The sequence below is a fragment of the Vibrio mytili genome, from assembly GCF_000830505.1.
GTDB classification, from domain to species: Bacteria; Pseudomonadota; Gammaproteobacteria; order Enterobacterales; family Vibrionaceae; genus Vibrio; species Vibrio mytili.
On record NZ_JXOK01000037.1, the window covers coordinates 147592 to 164760 of the forward strand.

Sequence of the window (17169 nt, forward strand, 5' to 3'; positions counted from 1 at the left end):
TATGGCTCCAAAAAGGGCTGAACATTAAGTTGATTGTATGGAAATTCTTATGTCATTAAAAGTATAAACAATGATTGTGATCGAATAATTGGTTATAGATTAGAACGGGCTTACAGATGATGTAATGAAGTTAGCTTCTAGCATAAAATTCTATTTGTAGTGTAGAACACTAGTTTCAAATATCGCTTAGATGATAAATTGAAGTATGGTGCTGTGTATGTAAGTTTTTATGGTTCTTTGTCTTATTTTTTGTTTTTTGTTGAAGCTATCAACGTTAAAAGCTGGCAATTGCAGAATATTTGCGTAACCTAGTATGTGAAATAAATGTTAAATAAATGTACCTCATTAAAGGAGCCAATGATGTTACATTCACGCGAAAACACTCTGCATTTAACACAACTCAGTATGTCCGCGATTGAGCAACTTTCACCATCGTTTGATCAACTTCCACATACTGATCATGCTGATGGTCAATATCGATTACGACGTTATTCGGTCGTCAAGTTTGAAAATGGCGATGTTGTTGATCTTAATCGAAGTCACTTTGTCCAGTCTTCGGAGATCAACCACTTTCAAGGGGATGTGATTCGCCAGTTTGAACCGATTGAAAAGACCATACTCAATAGTGCTGGTTTTAGAGAAATGTGTGAGGTGTTCGTGAATGCGAACGCTCTCTCCAATGGACAAGAAATCGAAGTTCATCAAATCCGAATTACCGCACTCCAAGATGAAACGCAAGTTGCACCAGAAGGCGTACATCAAGACGGTTTCGATCATATTGCAATGGTAGGTGTGCGCCGTCATAACATCATTGGTGGTGACATTTTGCTATACAGTAGCCATAACCAAGCCCCTTTCTTCCGTAAAGTCCTGGAAAACGGAGAGGTGGCGATGTTGGCAGACAGCAAACTTTGGCACAACGCTTGTCCAATTCGCTCGGTGATTGATGACCAAGCGGGTCACATGGATTTGTTTGTACTTACGGCAACGGATAAGCAAAATGGACTTCAATCTTAATCATATCAGACAACAGTTTCCGGCGTTGTCTCAGTACCACAACGATAAGCCGGTCACTTTTTTTGACGGGCCCGGTGGTTCCCAAGTGCCGCAATCAGTATTGGACGCCATGGTTGAGTACCTTGGGCATTTTAACTCCAATTTAGGCGGTCACTATTTTTCCAGCCAAAAGACGGTCGATATCATGCAAAATGCGCGTGAGTCAGCTCAAGCACTGCTGAACTCACCGTCGTCTGGGAATATCGTATTTGGGGCGAACATGACAACGCTGACTTTCCAATTAAGTCGGGCGATCAGTCGTGAGTGGCAAGAGGGTGATGAAGTCATTGTCACGTCATTGGATCACTATTCAAATGTGTCAAGTTGGCAGCAAGCGGCTGAGGACAAGAACGTAACAGTGCATCAGGTGCGGGTTAACGAATCGGACTGCACCTTAGATCTTGAGCATTTTGAACGCTTACTTTCGGATAAAACCCGTTTAGTGGCAGTGACGTATGCGTCTAACACCACGGGTTCGATTGTCGAGATGCAGCGTGTTATTGAAATGGCACATCAGTCGGTGCTTTAGTTTATGTGGATGCCGTTCATTATGCCCCGCACCATCTGATTGACGTTCAATCATTGGGATGTGACTTTTTAGCGTGTTCTGCTTACAAGTTCTTCGGTCCACATGTAGGAATCGCTTACGTAGCGGATCAGTGGCTACACAGTATTAAACCTTATAAAGTCGAACCTGCGACGAACATAGGCCCTGGCCGGTTTGAAACCGGAACGCAAAGTTTCGAAGGTCTAGCTGGAGTTTCTGCGGCGATTGAATATCTTGCTCAATTCGGAGACAAAGGGCTTACACTTCGTCAAAGGCTCGAACAAAGTTACGCGATTTATAATCAGCATGAGCAGCAACTGAGTGCTCGCTTTTTACAACGATTACGTGGGCTTAGTGGTGTGACATTACTTGGAATCGACGATGACGATAGTCAGCGTCGTACGCCAACGTTCGCTGTCACGTTTGACAAGTATCCTCCGGAGTTTATCGCTAAAACTTTAGGAGAACACAACATTTGTGTTTGGAATGGACACTTCTATGCATTGGGCTTAGTACGTCAACTTGGGATTGAAAAATCAGGCGTGGTAAGAATTGGTTGTATGCACTATAACACCGTTGAAGAAGTTGACATGTTGTTTGATGTACTGGAAAACATCTTAGATATGTAGCATTGCTGATAATAAAAGCTCGAGCAATTGGCTCGAGCTTTTTTGTATTATGCCGGAGTACAGTAAGCAAACTTGTGAGTAAGAACTATGCGCTGACTTCGACTTCGTATGATGTGAACTTTCTAACATTAATCACACCGGTATCAAAGATGAGGTACTGACCTTTGATGCCTTGCAAAATCCCAGTCACAACAGGATTCTTATCAAAATTATGTGAGGTGATTTTCGTTGGGTGTTGCTCTACCGGATAACTTAGATCTGTGATGCTCTCACTCAGAACTTCAATCGCATCCTCTCCATACTGCTGTCTGATTTCTGCAATTTTTTCTTCTACTAGTGGCAGTAGCTCTGCAAAACGCTCTTGCAGAGCGATTGGCTCACCGTCGCCCTTCAGTAGTGTGCGCCAGTTCGTTTTGTCAGCGATATGTTTCGCTAGCTCGACTTCAATCAAACCCGAAATGTGACGCGTCTTAACTTTGAATACGGGTAAACCCTGCGTCGCGCCTTGGTCTATCCAGCGTGTTGGAATTTGCGTATGGCGGGTGATGCCAACCTTCAAGCTTGATGTGTTGGAAAGGTAGACGAAATGGTCCACCATACAGTTTTCTTCCCCCCATTGTGGCTCACGGCATGTGCCTTGGTCATAGTGACACGTTTCGGGCTTCATGATGCACATATCGCAGCTGGCAAGTTTTCTCATACACACAAAGCAGTGGCCTTGCGAGTAGCTTTTTTTGGTTTTCTTACCGCATGAGCAACAATAAATATTGCCAGTGTGAGTGAGAGTCAGTGATTGACCCAGATAAGGTGAAAGATCGACTTCCTCTTCACCGACAGGAAGACGATAGCTGACAGTACCATCGAGTGACGCTCGCATTTTATTCAAGGTACCGGAAGCAATTATTGACATGACATTACCCATTATTATGTTTTTGCACAGTATATACTGATCATAAGGCAAGGGGCAGGGGGAGGTGAGTGATAGGGTAATTTATCACCGACAGTTTTTGCTGATCTCACGCGTTGCGTGAAGTGATACGCAATTCATTTTAATAGTTACTAATCCTACAAAATTGTAGGGGAATCCTGCTTGCGTTGTTGGCCTAATCTACCCAAAGTAAACATGTTAACTAAAAATGAACTCTCCGCCAGGACGCAACAGTAAAAGGTCAAGTGAGCAAACCTCATTCGTTAACCACCCTGTGTTACGCAGCGCTAATTTAGGTTTTACTGCCCATGAGCAAGATACATAAATTCATCTTTTCTCTTTCTACTTGTACCATATTGCTGGTCATCTTCTATTACCTGTTTGGTGATACACGTAAACTGGAGATTACGCCTGATAGGTTCAACTTTTATGCGACCAAAGATTCAGACGAAGGTGGAGTCAGCGAGGCTGAAATAAGTATCGATCAACAAAGTATTACTTTGAACTGCGACATCAAAAAAGACCAGTACGCGTGGCCGTATTGTGGTATTTCGATATATATCGATGTAGTGAATGCAACGCAAGGTCTAGACTTATCTAGCTATCATACTATTCGGCTCAAGTTGCGTTATGAACAGGCCGGAGATGATGAGCAAAAGAAAGCGCTGCGTTTGTACTTGAGAAACTACAACCCAGAGTATTCTAATCCCGATGATGAATACACCATCAAGTATAATGGCATGCAGTTTTCTCCCTCCGATTTTGGTGAAATGATTGAAATTCCCATTGAGAATTTGCAAGTTATGACTTGGTGGCTAGCCGACAATAAAGTCGCCATCGAACATTCGGCCCCCGAGTTTACCAATATTACCCGGATTGACATTGCCACTGGAGCAAGCGCTCCTTTAGGTAAACACAAGATCATCTTTGAAAAGATAGAACTAGAAGGGCAATATTTTTCGCTAGAAACTCTGCTGCTGTGGTTAGTGTTTGTTTGGATGATGTTAGGGCTGACTTTTTCGTTAAATGAGTTACATCGCAATCGACGCGCGTACGCGAACGCGATGCGACGCCATCGCCATTTGGAAAAAGTGAATAGTTCATTACGGGAAAAAAACAATGAATTTGCAGAGCTTGCTCATCGTGATGCCGTAACTGGTGCGATGAATCGCCATGCTGTACGGAATTGGCTTGATGAACAATCAAAACATCTGAGGAGAAAAAATGATGCCTTGTCCATTCTTTACATGGATATTGACCATTTTAAAACAGTCAACGATACGTTTGGCCATCAGATAGGAGATGATATTCTTCGCGAATTCGTCATGGTTGTAGCGGGCGCTCTGAACACGGGTGACAAGCTTGTTCGTTGGGGTGGGGAAGAGTTTGTCGTTTTTTGTCCGAGTACGAATATTGAGTACGCGATCAGTCAGGCCGAAAAAATTCGTAAAAAAGTCAGCGCACATATTTGGGTTCACGGAGAAATACTCACGTGCAGTATTGGTGTCGCGAACTTGCACAATGAGAGTGTAACGGAAAGTATCGCCCGAGCGGATGAAGCACTGTACAAAGCAAAGAGAAATGGACGCAATCGAATTGAAGTTGATTTTAAGGTGTCTGGTTGTGATGCAAATCGTAGTAAATAACTGGTTATTGTAACTAGTTAAAATACTCGATAACTTCGTTGGCTTGTTCGTTTACAAACTAAGTTGATTGTAGAATAGCGACTTATCGTAAAATTTCGCCTCGTTCTCAAGCATTTTTCCTACTCTATTTATGAGCACTTATTTACTGTGATTGGTATGGATTGTTTACTTCAGGTTTGAGTAGGTATGGTTGGTCGCGAATAACAAAACCCAAAAAATGGTGGTCGAACGACCACCAAAGGGGGAGTTGCTGGACTTTAACTGATGCCAGTTGCCAGCAGTGTAGTGCTAAAATTGTTGAGTTCTTTTTACCAGAATATCCATGCAAACAGTGTTAAAACGCCAATACATACAATGTTGAGTACCAGACCGATACGCATCATCTCTTTTTGCTTAATATGACCCGTACCAAATACGATGGCATTAGGAGGGGTCGCGACTGGCAACATAAAGGCGCAAGATGCAGCAACCGCGATTAACGCTGACAGGATGACCGGAGACATACCTAGTGCTTCTGCAATGGTGGCAAAAACGGGGACAAGCAATGCAGCGCTAGCGGTGTTACTTGCAAACTCAGTGAGAAATACCACAAAGGCGACAACCGCTAAAATGGTGAGAAGTATACCTGCTTGCTCCAAAAATCCTGATAAGCTATGAGCGAGGAAGACACTTGTCCCCGTCTCTTTTAAAATGTTACTTAAACAGATACCACCACCAAACAGAATCAGCACGCCCCAATCGGTCGTCTTTTCAATATCCTTCCATTCAACTGCGCGAGATGCACCAAGCAGCAGTATGGCTCCGATAGCAACCAGAGTATCAAATTTGGCGAACCCGCCCAGCATGGCGTTAATTGGCTTACTGAAGATCCACAATGTCACGGTCAGTAGGAAAATAGCCAAGGTGATCTTTTTGCCATTGGTCCATTCTACCGGCTTATGATCCAGCTCGAACTTGTGGCTCAAGTCAGGTTTAGTCATTGCGTAAAGAATAAAAATTGCAATTGGCATTAATAGCATAGAGATCGGTAAGCCAAGCTCCATCCACTCTGTGAAGTTTAAGCCTACCTCTGCCGCTGCAATCGCGTTTGGAGGGCTACCTACTAGCGTCGCAATGCCACCGATCGAGGCACTATAAGCAATACCAAGTAAGACGAATAAATAGGTGCTGTGGCTTTTCTTTGCATCCAGTTTTGTCATTACACCCAATACGAGCGGCAACATCATTGCTGTCGTGGCGGTGTTAGAGATCCACATCGACAAACCCGCACTAACACCAAACAGCATGAAAACAGCGACCGACATTTTGCCGCGAGCCAGCAAGAGTACTTTGTCGGCAATTGCTTGGTCTAATTTCTGTTTATGTAAGGCAGCGGCAAGGGCAAAGCCACCTAAAAACAAGAAAATGATTGAGTTAGAAAAATTGTTGAGTGCGGTTTGGGTATTGAACACCCCGAGAAATACCGCAAGTAACGGTATCAGTAATGCCGTGATACTGACGTGTATCGCTTCTGTTAACCAAAGTATGGCGATAAAAACTAAGATACTCAGGCCTGTTCTGATCTCTAGATCGAAAGGTAGGGTGTTAAACAAGGTAATGAACAACAGAATATTTGCGTTCAATATCATGCTGTTGCGGGTGAAGAACCAATTCTTCAATGTCACAGCGAGTGCGGTCATGGGTTGTGCTCCTTTTGCATTGCCTTTTTATCGATTTTTTATGGCAAAGTAACTAACTTGTAGGTGTTCGTTGAATAAATGTTACTGTGAATGCGGCAAGGATTTTGGCTTGAATCGTAGAGAAAATAAGAAAATGTGAAGTGAATAATTGGAAATGGGTAGATCACTACCCATTTCTTTTTACAAAATTGTTACCTTTTTATTCTATCGGTATTTGTCTCTCTTCCCGAGGCTCTTTGACGGCAATGATCGGTTCTTTAGGGCCTAAAAATCGAGGTTGAGTGTTAATGATATAAAGGTCTAAGAATGCTTTTACACGGGCAAGGAGTTCACGCATTCGCATTGACACAATCTGGGTGTTTGCCTCCGGCCCTGCGACAGCAAAGCACTGTGCGTCGATGTTGTACGCATCAGCAATGAAGAGCGCTCGTTCGCAATGAAAGCGCTGCGTCACGATCAGGAAGCGCTCCGAAGCAAATATCTTCTTAGCTCGGACAATGGAATCGAGTGTTCGAAAGCCAGCATAATCGAGATGGATAAATTGCTCCGGCACGTTGGCTTTAAGCAGATCACGTTTCATTGTCCACGGTTCATTGTAAGAGCGATGAGCGTTGTCACCGCTAAGCAAAAACTGTTTTACTTTTCCTTTGTCATAAAGGTCAATAGCTGCATTGATGCGATGAGTATAATAAGTATTGAGGGTCTTGCCGATGTATTTACTGGTACCCAATACGACGGCCACCTCGTGTTGAGGTAGCTGGTTATAATCGGTAAAAATCTTGTCTTTAGCTTGAAGCACTACCCAGCGGTCAATGGCAATGACGGAAACAAACAGGCTAAAAATAGCGATCGACAAAATCAAAGCAAGTCTTTTCAAAGACAACTTAGGGATCCACTTTGACTTTATGCGAGAAAACAACAAAACGTTCCATATCCTTAAATAAAAGAGTCTGCCCACATCATATCTGATAGAGATAAAAAGAGAGAAGTCGATTTATGCCAAAATACGGTTAGAATGCTAAAAACAGCTTAAAAAACAAAAGCCCCTATCAAGTAGGGGCTTAATTACTGCTCAAAATGTCTTATTATTTAGAACGCGGTACGTTTATAGCGTCGGTACACCGGTTGCCAGAACGCTTGTTCTATGGCTTGGTGCAGCGCTTCATCAGTAATTTCTAAAGCAACACCTTGCGCAATGGCTTTCTTTGCAACGGCAAACGCGATTTTCTTGGATACCAAATGAATCTCTTCCAATGGCGGTAATAGCGCACCTTGACCGTAGATAGCGAGAGGAGAACACTCTGCAAGAGCACGGCTAGACTCCATCAACATTTCATCAGTAACACGTTTTGCGTTAACCGCCAACACACCAAGCCCAATACCTGGGAAAATGTAGCTGTTGTTACATTGGGCAATAGGGTAGCTACGACCTTCGTGAACGACAGGCTCAAATGGGCTGCCTGTGGCGACTAACGCTTCTGCGTTTGTCCAACGAAGGATATCGTTCGGCGTTGCCTCAACACGACTCGTTGGATTTGACAATGGGAAGACAATAGGTCGAGGACAATGCTTGTGCATCTCTTGGATGACTTCCTGACTGAATAGACCCGGAGCGCCGGATACGCCGATGAGTACAGTTGGCTTAGCGTTACGCATTACATCAAGTAGTGAGAAACCATTGCTTCATTTTCCCAGTTATCCGTATTTACTCGTTTCTGCACCAGTCGTTGTTGGAAATCGAGTAAGTTTGGCATACCTTCTTGGAGCAGGCCCCAGCGGTCGACCATGTAAACTTGAGAGCGAGCTTGTTCATCAGAGATACCTTCCGAGACCATTTGCGCAATGATCGCTTCGGCAATGCCGCAACCTGCAGAACCAGCACCTAAGAACGTAATTCTCTGTTCAGAAAGTTGGCTACCTGCTGCTTTACATGCCGCCAACAAAGAGCCAACCGTTACAGCAGCCGTGCCTTGAATATCGTCATTGAAGCAGCAAATGCGATTTTTGTAGCGTTCCAAAAGTGGCATTGCGTTTTTTTGCGCGAAGTCTTCGAACTGAATTAATGCATCTGGCCAACGGCGCTGTACGGCCTGAATGAACTCTTCGACAAACGCATCGTACTCTGCTCCAGTAATGCGTGGGTGACGCCAACCCATATACATTGGGTCTGCCAAACGTTGTGGGTTATTGGTGCCGACATCTAAAACAATCGGTAAGGTATAAGCTGGACTGATGCCTCCACATGCCGTGTACAGGGCAAGTTTACCAATTGGAATGCCCATGCCGCCAATGCCCTGATCGCCTAAACCTAAGATACGCTCGCCATCGGTAACGACAATCACCTTCACGTTGTGGTTCGCGGCGTTGTTTAACAGATCATCAATACGGTCTCGGTTTGGGTATGAAATAAACAGACCGCGGCCACGACGGTAAATATTAGAGAAGTTTTCACACGCGGCACCAACTGTCGGTGTGTAGATGATTGGCATCATTTCAGAAACGTGGTTCTGCACTAAGCGGTAGAATAATGTCTCGTTGGTGTCCTGGATGTTGCGCAGATAAATATGCTTATCCATGTCACTTTCAAAGCTAGTGTACTGTTGGTATGCACGTTCTACTTGTTCTTGAATAGTTTCTGTTGTTTCTGGTAACAGACCTTCTAGGTTAAAGGAGATGCGTTCCTCAGCCGAAAATGCACTACCTTTGTTCAACAGAGGAGTGGCCATAAGCGCTGGGCCCGCATAGGGAATGTATAAAGGACGTTTATCGTTGTTCATTGGGTGCCTTGTGTAGGGTTAGAGGAGCGGACGAATTTTAACGGCATCACCATTTAGTTGTAAAGATTCGTTGACTTACATCAATGTAATATCGTGAAAGTAGTCAATTGATGATGCAAATATCAGTAAGTATTGCTTTGAATCGCGTGTAAGTGTGCTTGGTTCAGCTCGGCTCGCTTAACCAAGCATCAAAAAACGGTTTGTGTATAATGCAATTTCACATCACCATCTAAATCACTGCTATATGTTCCAACTACCTATTGATAGCTTACAAGCCGAGTTTGACCAAAGCATCCAACAAAATCACTTAGTCATCGAGGCGGAGACCGGGTCAGGGAAATCAACCCGATTACCAATGTGGGCCACGAAACATGGTCGGGTGTTGGTTATCGAACCACGTCGAATTGCTTGTACTTCGTTGGCTGAGTTTCTTGCCCAACAATCGGGAGAGCCTCTCGGTCATCGAGTAGGGTACGCTATCAAACTCCATGCCTGTTTTAATGAGTATACTGATGTGGTCTTTGCCACACCAGGTGTCGCGCTGAGATGGTTCGCGGAAAATAAGTTAGAGCATTTTGATATTGTCATTGTGGATGAGTTTCATGAGCGTCGCTGGGATATCGATCTATTAACGGCCATCTTAAAGCAAGAGCAACGCCATCGAGTAGTCGTCACGTCAGCGACCATAGAAGGTGCAAAACTTGCTTCTTACTTAGGTGCAAAGAGATTACGCGCAGAAGGACGTTGCTACCCAGTCACTGTTGTTCACCGCTCGAGCGACAGTCGTCACTTGCCTAATAAAAAAGATTGCGAAGTTGAAGTGGTTCGAGCAATCACAGAAGCACTCGAAGATGAGCAAGGAGATATTCTGGTGTTTCTTCCTGGGCGCAAAGAGATCACGCAATGCGCGCAAATGCTCCAGCACTTGAAAGATGTCTTGATCGTTAAATTGCACGCTTCGGTCAGTGACGAAGAAAGGCATCTAGCTCTGAATACACAAAACCAGCGAAAAGTCGTGTTGGCAACCAATGTTGCAGAAACATCGCTAACCATTCCAAATATACGAGTGGTCATTGATTGTGGACTCGAGCGTAGAACGCTGCAACGTAATGGTCGCACTGCGCTGACTCTAACATACATTTCCAAAGCCAGTGCGGCTCAACGAATGGGGCGTGCAGGACGTATCGCAGAAGGTACTTGTATTCGCTTGTTTGGAGAGCATGCGCCTTTAGAGTCCGTTACCCCTCCTGAGTTGCAACGAGAAGAATTAATCGAACCCGTATTGGCGTCCGCGAGTTGTGGATACCCCATTGCGAGGCTGACATTTTTGGATCCGATACCTGAAAAGTCCCTCGCTCTGGCTTATCAAACATTACAGGCAATGGAAGCGATAGATGAACAAGGTGAAATTACACTGCATGGACACAAAGTGTATCCATTACCAATCGATGCGCTGTTTGCTGATCTTGTTACACGAATAACCGCAAAAGCCGAAAAAGAAGCAATGATTGACTTAGCCGCCGCATTATCTGTTCCTGCACAACTGTATCAGTTGCAAACTGGTGAAGCGGCCGAGGCATTAGCCCAGCAAGAGCAAGCAGGTTGTGATGCGTCATTGATGATACGTTTGGTTCGTGGAGAGTCGTTTACGGGGTTAGTGGTTGATCCTAATGTTTTGAATGAAGCTCAAGGTTTATCAAAGCAAATGAGAGATGTGTTTGAATTACCTGATTTAGAGGCTGCGACACGATATCGGCGCTCTGAATTGGTCAAGTCGATTGCAGCGCTACACCCGGAATTAGTGTTTGTACGCCGACAGCGTCGCCGAGATGCCCTAGGCAATGGTTTGATGGAGATGGTGATAGGACGGCATAGCCGCTTCGCTGATAAGGAAGAAGCGGCATTAATACTCGATAGCCATAGTGTGCCTGGTAGAGGGGTAAAACAGACGTTGAATTTAGCGTCGGTAATGATGCCTATTTCGATGGAAACGCTAAGAGAGTTACCGCTTGGCGAATGGCAGCAAGGGGAAACAAATTACGAAGAAGCCACGCCCAGAGCGACAATGCACTTAGTGTATGCGGGTAGAACGATATGCACTGAATACCAAGCATTACTAGGGGATGTCGCGATTAACTCCATTATCGAAATGATTGAAGAAGAAACGTTGTGGCCTGGATTCGCCACTCTGAGAAAACAGCAAATCCAGCACTGGAAGATATACAACACGCTCGGACTTAACTCGGATTCGATAGATAACGTGGCGTTGGAATCGTTAACGTTTTCTGGTTGGCTGAACGAACAGCTCAAAGCTTTAGGCGTGGAAGATATTGAGGATATGGCATTAATTGAGCCAGACGACCTCCCTTTTTCTGGCATCCCTGAGTGGGAATATGATGACTTTGCCCAGACATACCCATTACTCGTTGTTTTGCCAGAGTTAACTTTGAGTATCGAATACTATCCATCGCGTAAATTGGTCCAAGTGATACACCTGCAAGGTAAACGAAAAGGGGATCCTAAACGTTGGGAGTTACCCCGCTGGTCGGGCTGGAAAGTCCAATACAAAAAGGCAAGCCGCGTTGTTGATATCAAGTAATAAACAGATCCAAAAAGAATCACTATGGGTGTAATCGATGAAGGTATTTGAACGTGAGCCTTACTAAGGCTCTGAAGATTTGCTTCATTTATACTTTGTAACGTGAAATATTAATCAATTGGTTTCCTATATGGCGAACCTGTACATGACTTGTTATGAATCTGGTTTTAATATTTCCTTTTGCATGTATTTTAGGGCATAAAAGACGATTGTTTTATATCCTATTGATATATCGAAATAGTTGAATCATATTAGAATTGTCTGAATTAAATGTGTTGAGGACATCGTATGGTTCATCAAGGCAAAACGTGTATTGAGTTTGACTACACCAGCTTTTTAGGTGCAACAGCAAGTAAAAAATGGACCTTCTTCGAAGCTTTCGCCACCATTGCGCCCATTTTTGGACTGATGTGGAAGAAGAATATACAAGATTCCATCAACCCAGAAGAGCGGTTATGGGAGGCAGCATTGAAGTCGTTGTCTTCACGTCAAAGTGATGAGTCTAACTTGGTGTGCTTAACCCGATTAGCGCAGGATGAAGGTGTGCGTGAATTGCGCATTGTGATGCCTTATGCATTGGACGCCAAGCAAATTGAGTACATCGAAAATCGAAGTCATCTAAAAGTTGACACGACAGAACAAGATATTTTGAACATCAAGTTTTAATGTGGTCTGCATTTTTCTTGAACATTTGCAGTCACAGTGATGTGGGAGATTTCTGCTACTCAAGTTACTGTTTTTTGATTTTATTAAGCCAACAGAAAAAGTCCGCATCATAGCGGACTTTTTATTACTGTTGTTCTGAGTTATTGCTGTTGCTCTAAGTTATTTGTTCTGGTCAGAAAACTCAGTCGATCAATCCATATTCCTTGCTCAGGATATCAATGATTTCAGCTTTAGGGTTATCGCTCAGATTCAGAGTCTTACCTGTAATTTTTTCTGCGATGCCAATGTAGGTTTTCGATATGTCCATCAAAGATTCAACAGGCAGCGCGTTCTCGCGTGCTAACGCTTCTCTCTCTGGCATGCGTTCTTTATTTAATAAAATATCTGGATCAGGGAAGTGGTTTAGCAGAAACTGACGGAAGCCTTCTTTCGAATTTTCTACAATTTTGCCAGCTTGGTATTCTTTTGCATCCCAAATTCGTGAAGAGTCTGGTGTGCCTACTTCATCCATGTAAATGAGCTTTTCTTTGCCGGCAGCATCCTGCACGTAGCCAAACTCGAACTTAGTATCGACGAAGATTTGATCGATAGCGGCTAGCGCATCACTAATGACATTAAAGCCTTCTTTTAACAATTTTTCGTACAGAGCAATATCGTCGGCGCTAGAGAAGTTAAAAGCGTCAAAGTTGTCGACTATGTTTTGGCGAGTGATGTTTACATCATCGGCTTCCGGTACACCAGGAATACCTTGCAAAATACCCTTAGTTGATGGCGTCATTAATAACTCTGGAAGCGCTTTATCTTTTTCTAATCCTTCAGGAAGTTGGATACCACAGAACTCACGTTCGCCGTTTGCGTAGGCACGCCACATAGAGCCAGTAATGTATTTGCGGCAAATCGCTTCAATTTTTACAGGTTTAGCTTTTTGTACAATCCAAACAAACGGGTGAGGGATGTCCAAAATATGGCTGTCCGCGAGTCCGTTGTCTTTGAAGAGTTTAAACCAATGATTAGAGATAGCGTTGAGTGCTGCCCCTTTACCTGGAACACCTTGGAGGCCACCCTCTGCATGCCATATGCAATCAAAAGCAGAAATGCGGTCACTAATCACCATAATTGCCAATGGGGCGTCTGGTGCCACATCGTATCCTTTTTCTTTAATCAGGCGCGCGCTGTCTTGTTCTGTTAACCAGTAAACGGAGCGAACTTTTCCACTGTGAACGGGTTTATGGGTGCGAATTGGCAGGTCGTCATTGACGGCAAGTACTTGATTGGCAAGGCTCATTGCGACATTCCTATCATCTTAATCAAACGTCATAAAGAGAAGATATTCAGCGAGCAGTCATGGCTGAATAAATCGAATGTGGGCATCATACCAGAACTATTTGAACTCTCCAGAGAAAAAGCAAACGTTTGCCTTAATTGTTTGTACTCGACTTGAGTGGACACTTGAGTTTCGACAGATTAATTGAGTGTAGATAAAAAATGCCTCCTTTAATCGGAGGCGAGTGCAGGATGGTTAACGTCGATCTTAATTAGTGGTACTGGTTTACTCTGCCTTCGACGAAAAAGACTTCACACTGATAGCGATGTGCAATATCGCGCAGCATCGATTGATTCATAGTGGCGATGTTATTGGATGCAACTACCGCACTGGCATTTCCTGATTGAATGGCCTTAATGACAATTTCTACCTCGGAAAGCTGCTGAGAGGGTTTCATCTGAATAATGTTTTTACAGCAAATGTTGGAAGCAGTGAGTTGGTCAAAATCCGGACGCGGGCACTCAGCAGTATACAAAATCCATTGTGGCTGTTGGGATAATACCGCTAACTTCATTAGAAGCTGCTCAGAAACATCCATTGGCTGAGTTGTTTGAGCCAACACATTGTAGCGTGAGTATGTATGGGTTTGATTATGTAACTGCATCTTACTGTTCCTTTATACATGCTGTATGTGTATACAGTAGTTTGTTTTGGCCACCTGATCAACCAATTTTTATACAATTTCTCCTCATATATTGATTTAATTTTTCTCGCTATTATTTTTATATTATTGATTTTTCTCGCTATTATTTTGAATGTGACAAGTTTGATAATGATTGGAAAATGTGACGAAAATAGAATTATTGATGGGATATCTACTCATAAGAACCACTGTATATACAGTGGTCTAACCGAAAACAGCGTGTGTTAGCTGAGCTTTGAATTAGCAAGGTACAGCGTCTTGGCTTTTTCTTATCTCGATGACAGGTTAGGTGAGCAGGAGAGGGCGTTATGACGGAATCGTCAACCTTGAGGCTGTCGATGAGAGTAGAAGTCAACGGGGCGTGTTCATGAAGAGCAACGGGGTAATAGACCTATTCGAGAAGTCAGCACCCCACGATCTAAAAGCGCCTTATAAAAGGCGCATTTAAAATCAGTCCATTGATGTTACAACGAGTTAGCTTGCTTTTTGCGCCATGCGTTCACGCATTTGAATCTCGCCTTGATTAAATAAGCGAACGTCAATTTTAGCCATGTCATAACAAGCTTTGCACGAGCTATTGTGTTTACCGTCTAAGTAGTCAAGACGAGTTACGAGGCTTGTTTTTTTGCACCAATCACAGTTGCCGATTTTAGTGAACATTGATTTTCTCCCCACCTAGTTAAATTTGAGTCGTTAGGTGTATTCAACAGATAGCATTATTGCTGAAAAAGAATGGGAAGTTAAATGTCTGTTAACGTATTTGAGAGAGAGATCGTTTGCGAATCTCAATATTGCGGGGGTCATAAGCCATGGGCTGAATTATGTATGTCGAAAATTACTTTTGTGTAACATTTTGTAAAATGGTTTTTAATGCTTGATTGAGACGCGTCATTTCCGCATCGCTGCCCTTGGCATCAGGATGGTAAAGTTTTGATAGTTGGCGATAGCGAAGTTTTATCGCCTGAGTGTTGGGAATGGTTTGCGGTGTGTAACCGAACATGGCACAGGCGATAGCAAGAGAGTGGTTATCAGATTGTTTTTTAGTTTGTTTAAACTCTTTGAATATTGTTTCTAACTGACGTTTAAGCTTTTTATTCGCGTATGTCAGCTCTTTCACTCTGATCGCAAGTTCTGCCGCTTGGTTGGTCTCTTTTGTAAGCTTAATATGATGCGTATATTTGTAAAAAACCAATCCGCTGCCGCCGATCAGCAGAGCGGCGGCTCCAGCCGCTAGCCATAAGCCAAGTTGATCTGTACTCAGACTAACCAGAGAGGTTGATTGGGGAGCTTTTGCCGATTGGGTGGCTTCATCAAGTGCTTTTATTTCAGAGACTTGTCGTTCTCTTAGTTGGTTAAAGCGTTGTTCTAGGTAATGAGCGTACTCTTGTTCCGCTTGTGGATTGTTTAACGCTGCAAGTTGGTACCAAGCTTCGATCAAGTGAGAAGAATCTAGATTGTTTTGTTTGTGAGCAAGAAAATGTGCGAATAAGTAACCATGATCATCAGGATCGTTTAAGGCGATTGACGCTAGCCAGTAGATCGCTTGTGTATTATCAATCGGACCGTGTTCACCCGAAGCAAAATCTTGTGCTAGTAGTTTTTGAGCGGGTAGGTAACCTTGCTGTGCTGACTGATTCAGCAAGTAGCGGATGTCGGCTGGTGAATCAGCATTAGGAGCGTGCGCGAGTTGTTGCGCACGTTCGAATTGCTTCTGAGCGGTTGTCGGCATTTGGGATGCGAAACTACTACCACCAAAATAAAAAACGACAGTAAGTAAAAGGGCAATAGCTCTTAACAGCATAGGCATGTAGGCCTAGTATAACTAGGCCCGCTCCGTTAACTCTGAATATTACCTGCTATGGTGCAACCAATTTACTTCAGTGGCAAGATTTGGATTTCTACACGGCGGTTGCAAGCACGACCTTCCGCTGTCTTGTTAGAGCAAATTGGGTTACGTTGGCCATAACCACGTGCAATAGCACGGCCTGCTGCGACATTTTGACCGACTAGGAATTGACGAACTGATTCAGCTCGACGTTCAGAAAGGGATTGGTTGTAAGACTCACGACCTGTGCTGTCAGTGTAGCCGTCAATCACTAGGCTAGTATCTGGATATTCAACCAAGATACGAGCGACACCGCGAAGCGTATTATGAATGCTTGAGGTTAATTGGTAAGAGTTCGTGTCAAAGCCAATACCGTTTTCCATACGAAGTAGTAGTTGGTTTTCGCCAACACGTTGTACTTGAACACCAGAATTTTTCAATTCACGGCGCAGCGCAGCTTCTTGTTGATCAAAATAGTAACCAACGCCAGCTCCTGTAGCACCGCCGGCAGCGGCACCAATCAATGCCCGTTGGCGACGCTCTTTAGCGTTATCACCAGTAGCTAAGCCGATAGCAGCACCAGCCACAGCACCGGTAATGGCACCGAGTGTTGTAGAGTTGGTTTCGTACTCACCCGTTGTTGCGTTTTGACGTTGAGTGGCTTGACAGCCAGTAAGTGCTAGCACAAGAGCCAGCGCAATAGACACCTTGTTCAAGGGTAAATCTCCATATAAAAATAAGGCAAATGCGATTATTGAAGTCGATTATTAACGAGTTGTTTTTGATTTATGTTAAGCCAAAGTAAGAAGCGACAAGAAAAGTACGAGATTCTCTTAACGCTTCCGGTTAC

General features: G+C 43.8%; 12 protein-coding genes and 2 pseudogenes. 5 read left to right on the forward strand and 9 right to left on the reverse strand.

Annotated features, from left to right (window positions below):
- Window positions 1-357 precede the first annotated feature (357 nt).
- Window positions 358-1017: a 2OG-Fe dioxygenase family protein gene (locus SU60_RS10730; protein WP_041155497.1), complete on the forward strand. Its 660-nt coding sequence runs from the start codon at window positions 358-360 to the stop codon at window positions 1015-1017.
- Window positions 1001-2232: pseudogene (locus tag SU60_RS10735) on the forward strand (cysteine desulfurase-like protein). The gene SU60_RS10730 and the pseudogene SU60_RS10735 overlap by 17 nt, the downstream one beginning before the upstream one ends.
- A gap of 85 nt (window positions 2233-2317) precedes the next feature.
- Here the strand turns inward: SU60_RS10735 and SU60_RS10740 are convergent.
- Entirely contained in the window at window positions 2318-3142 is an 825-nt protein-coding gene (locus tag SU60_RS10740) for a DUF2797 domain-containing protein (protein ID WP_041155498.1), read from the reverse strand.
- Between the two features lie 326 nt (window positions 3143-3468).
- On the opposite strand from SU60_RS10740, the gene SU60_RS10745 reads away from it, so the two are divergent.
- Entirely contained in the window at window positions 3469-4806 is a 1338-nt protein-coding gene (locus SU60_RS10745; RefSeq protein ID WP_041155499.1) for a GGDEF domain-containing protein, read from the forward strand.
- A 308-nt stretch (window positions 4807-5114) separates the two neighbouring features.
- Here SU60_RS10745 and SU60_RS10750 read toward each other — a convergent pair whose 3' ends face one another.
- The 3 genes and pseudogenes from SU60_RS10750 to SU60_RS10760 all read right to left on the reverse strand — a co-directional run bounded on the left by SU60_RS10750 (window position 5115) and on the right by SU60_RS10760 (window position 9262).
- Window positions 5115-6485 (reverse strand): SLC13 family permease, encoded by a 1371-nt coding sequence (locus SU60_RS10750; RefSeq protein ID WP_041155500.1) that lies wholly within the window; start codon window positions 6483-6485, stop codon window positions 5115-5117.
- Between the two features lie 199 nt (window positions 6486-6684).
- Window positions 6685-7407 (reverse strand): SanA/YdcF family protein, encoded by a 723-nt coding sequence (locus SU60_RS10755; RefSeq protein WP_041155501.1) that lies wholly within the window; start codon window positions 7405-7407, stop codon window positions 6685-6687.
- A 167-nt stretch (window positions 7408-7574) separates the two neighbouring features.
- Window positions 7575-9262: pseudogene (locus SU60_RS10760) on the reverse strand (NAD-dependent malic enzyme).
- A gap of 244 nt (window positions 9263-9506) precedes the next feature.
- Between SU60_RS10760 and SU60_RS10765 the strand changes: the two are divergent.
- Complete coding sequence (locus tag SU60_RS10765) at window positions 9507-11861, forward strand: helicase-related protein (RefSeq protein ID WP_041155502.1); 2355 nt, start codon at window positions 9507-9509, stop codon at window positions 11859-11861.
- 288 nt (window positions 11862-12149) lie between these two features.
- On the forward strand, window positions 12150-12527 hold the full coding sequence (locus SU60_RS10770) for a hypothetical protein (protein WP_041155503.1): 378 nt from the start codon (window positions 12150-12152) through the stop codon (window positions 12525-12527).
- A gap of 181 nt (window positions 12528-12708) precedes the next feature.
- On the opposite strand, the gene SU60_RS10775 is transcribed toward SU60_RS10770, so the two are convergent.
- From SU60_RS10775 to SU60_RS10795, 5 genes are all read right to left on the reverse strand, one after another.
- On the reverse strand, window positions 12709-13812 hold the full coding sequence (locus SU60_RS10775) for a phosphoribosylaminoimidazolesuccinocarboxamide synthase (protein ID WP_041155504.1): 1104 nt from the start codon (window positions 13810-13812) through the stop codon (window positions 12709-12711).
- A 250-nt stretch (window positions 13813-14062) separates the two neighbouring features.
- Complete coding sequence (locus SU60_RS10780; RefSeq protein ID WP_041155505.1) at window positions 14063-14455, reverse strand: SulA-like leucine-rich domain-containing protein; 393 nt, start codon at window positions 14453-14455, stop codon at window positions 14063-14065.
- Between the two features lie 513 nt (window positions 14456-14968).
- Window positions 14969-15154 (reverse strand): hypothetical protein, encoded by a 186-nt coding sequence (locus SU60_RS10785; RefSeq protein ID WP_041155506.1) that lies wholly within the window; start codon window positions 15152-15154, stop codon window positions 14969-14971.
- 175 nt (window positions 15155-15329) lie between these two features.
- Window positions 15330-16295: a J domain-containing protein gene (locus SU60_RS10790; protein WP_041155555.1), complete on the reverse strand. Its 966-nt coding sequence runs from the start codon at window positions 16293-16295 to the stop codon at window positions 15330-15332.
- Between the two features lie 71 nt (window positions 16296-16366).
- A complete protein-coding gene (locus tag SU60_RS10795) occupies window positions 16367-17035 on the reverse strand; it encodes a YiaD family glycine zipper/OmpA-like lipoprotein (RefSeq protein WP_041155507.1) in 669 nt (222 codons plus the stop codon).
- Window positions 17036-17169: the final 134 nt, after the last annotated feature.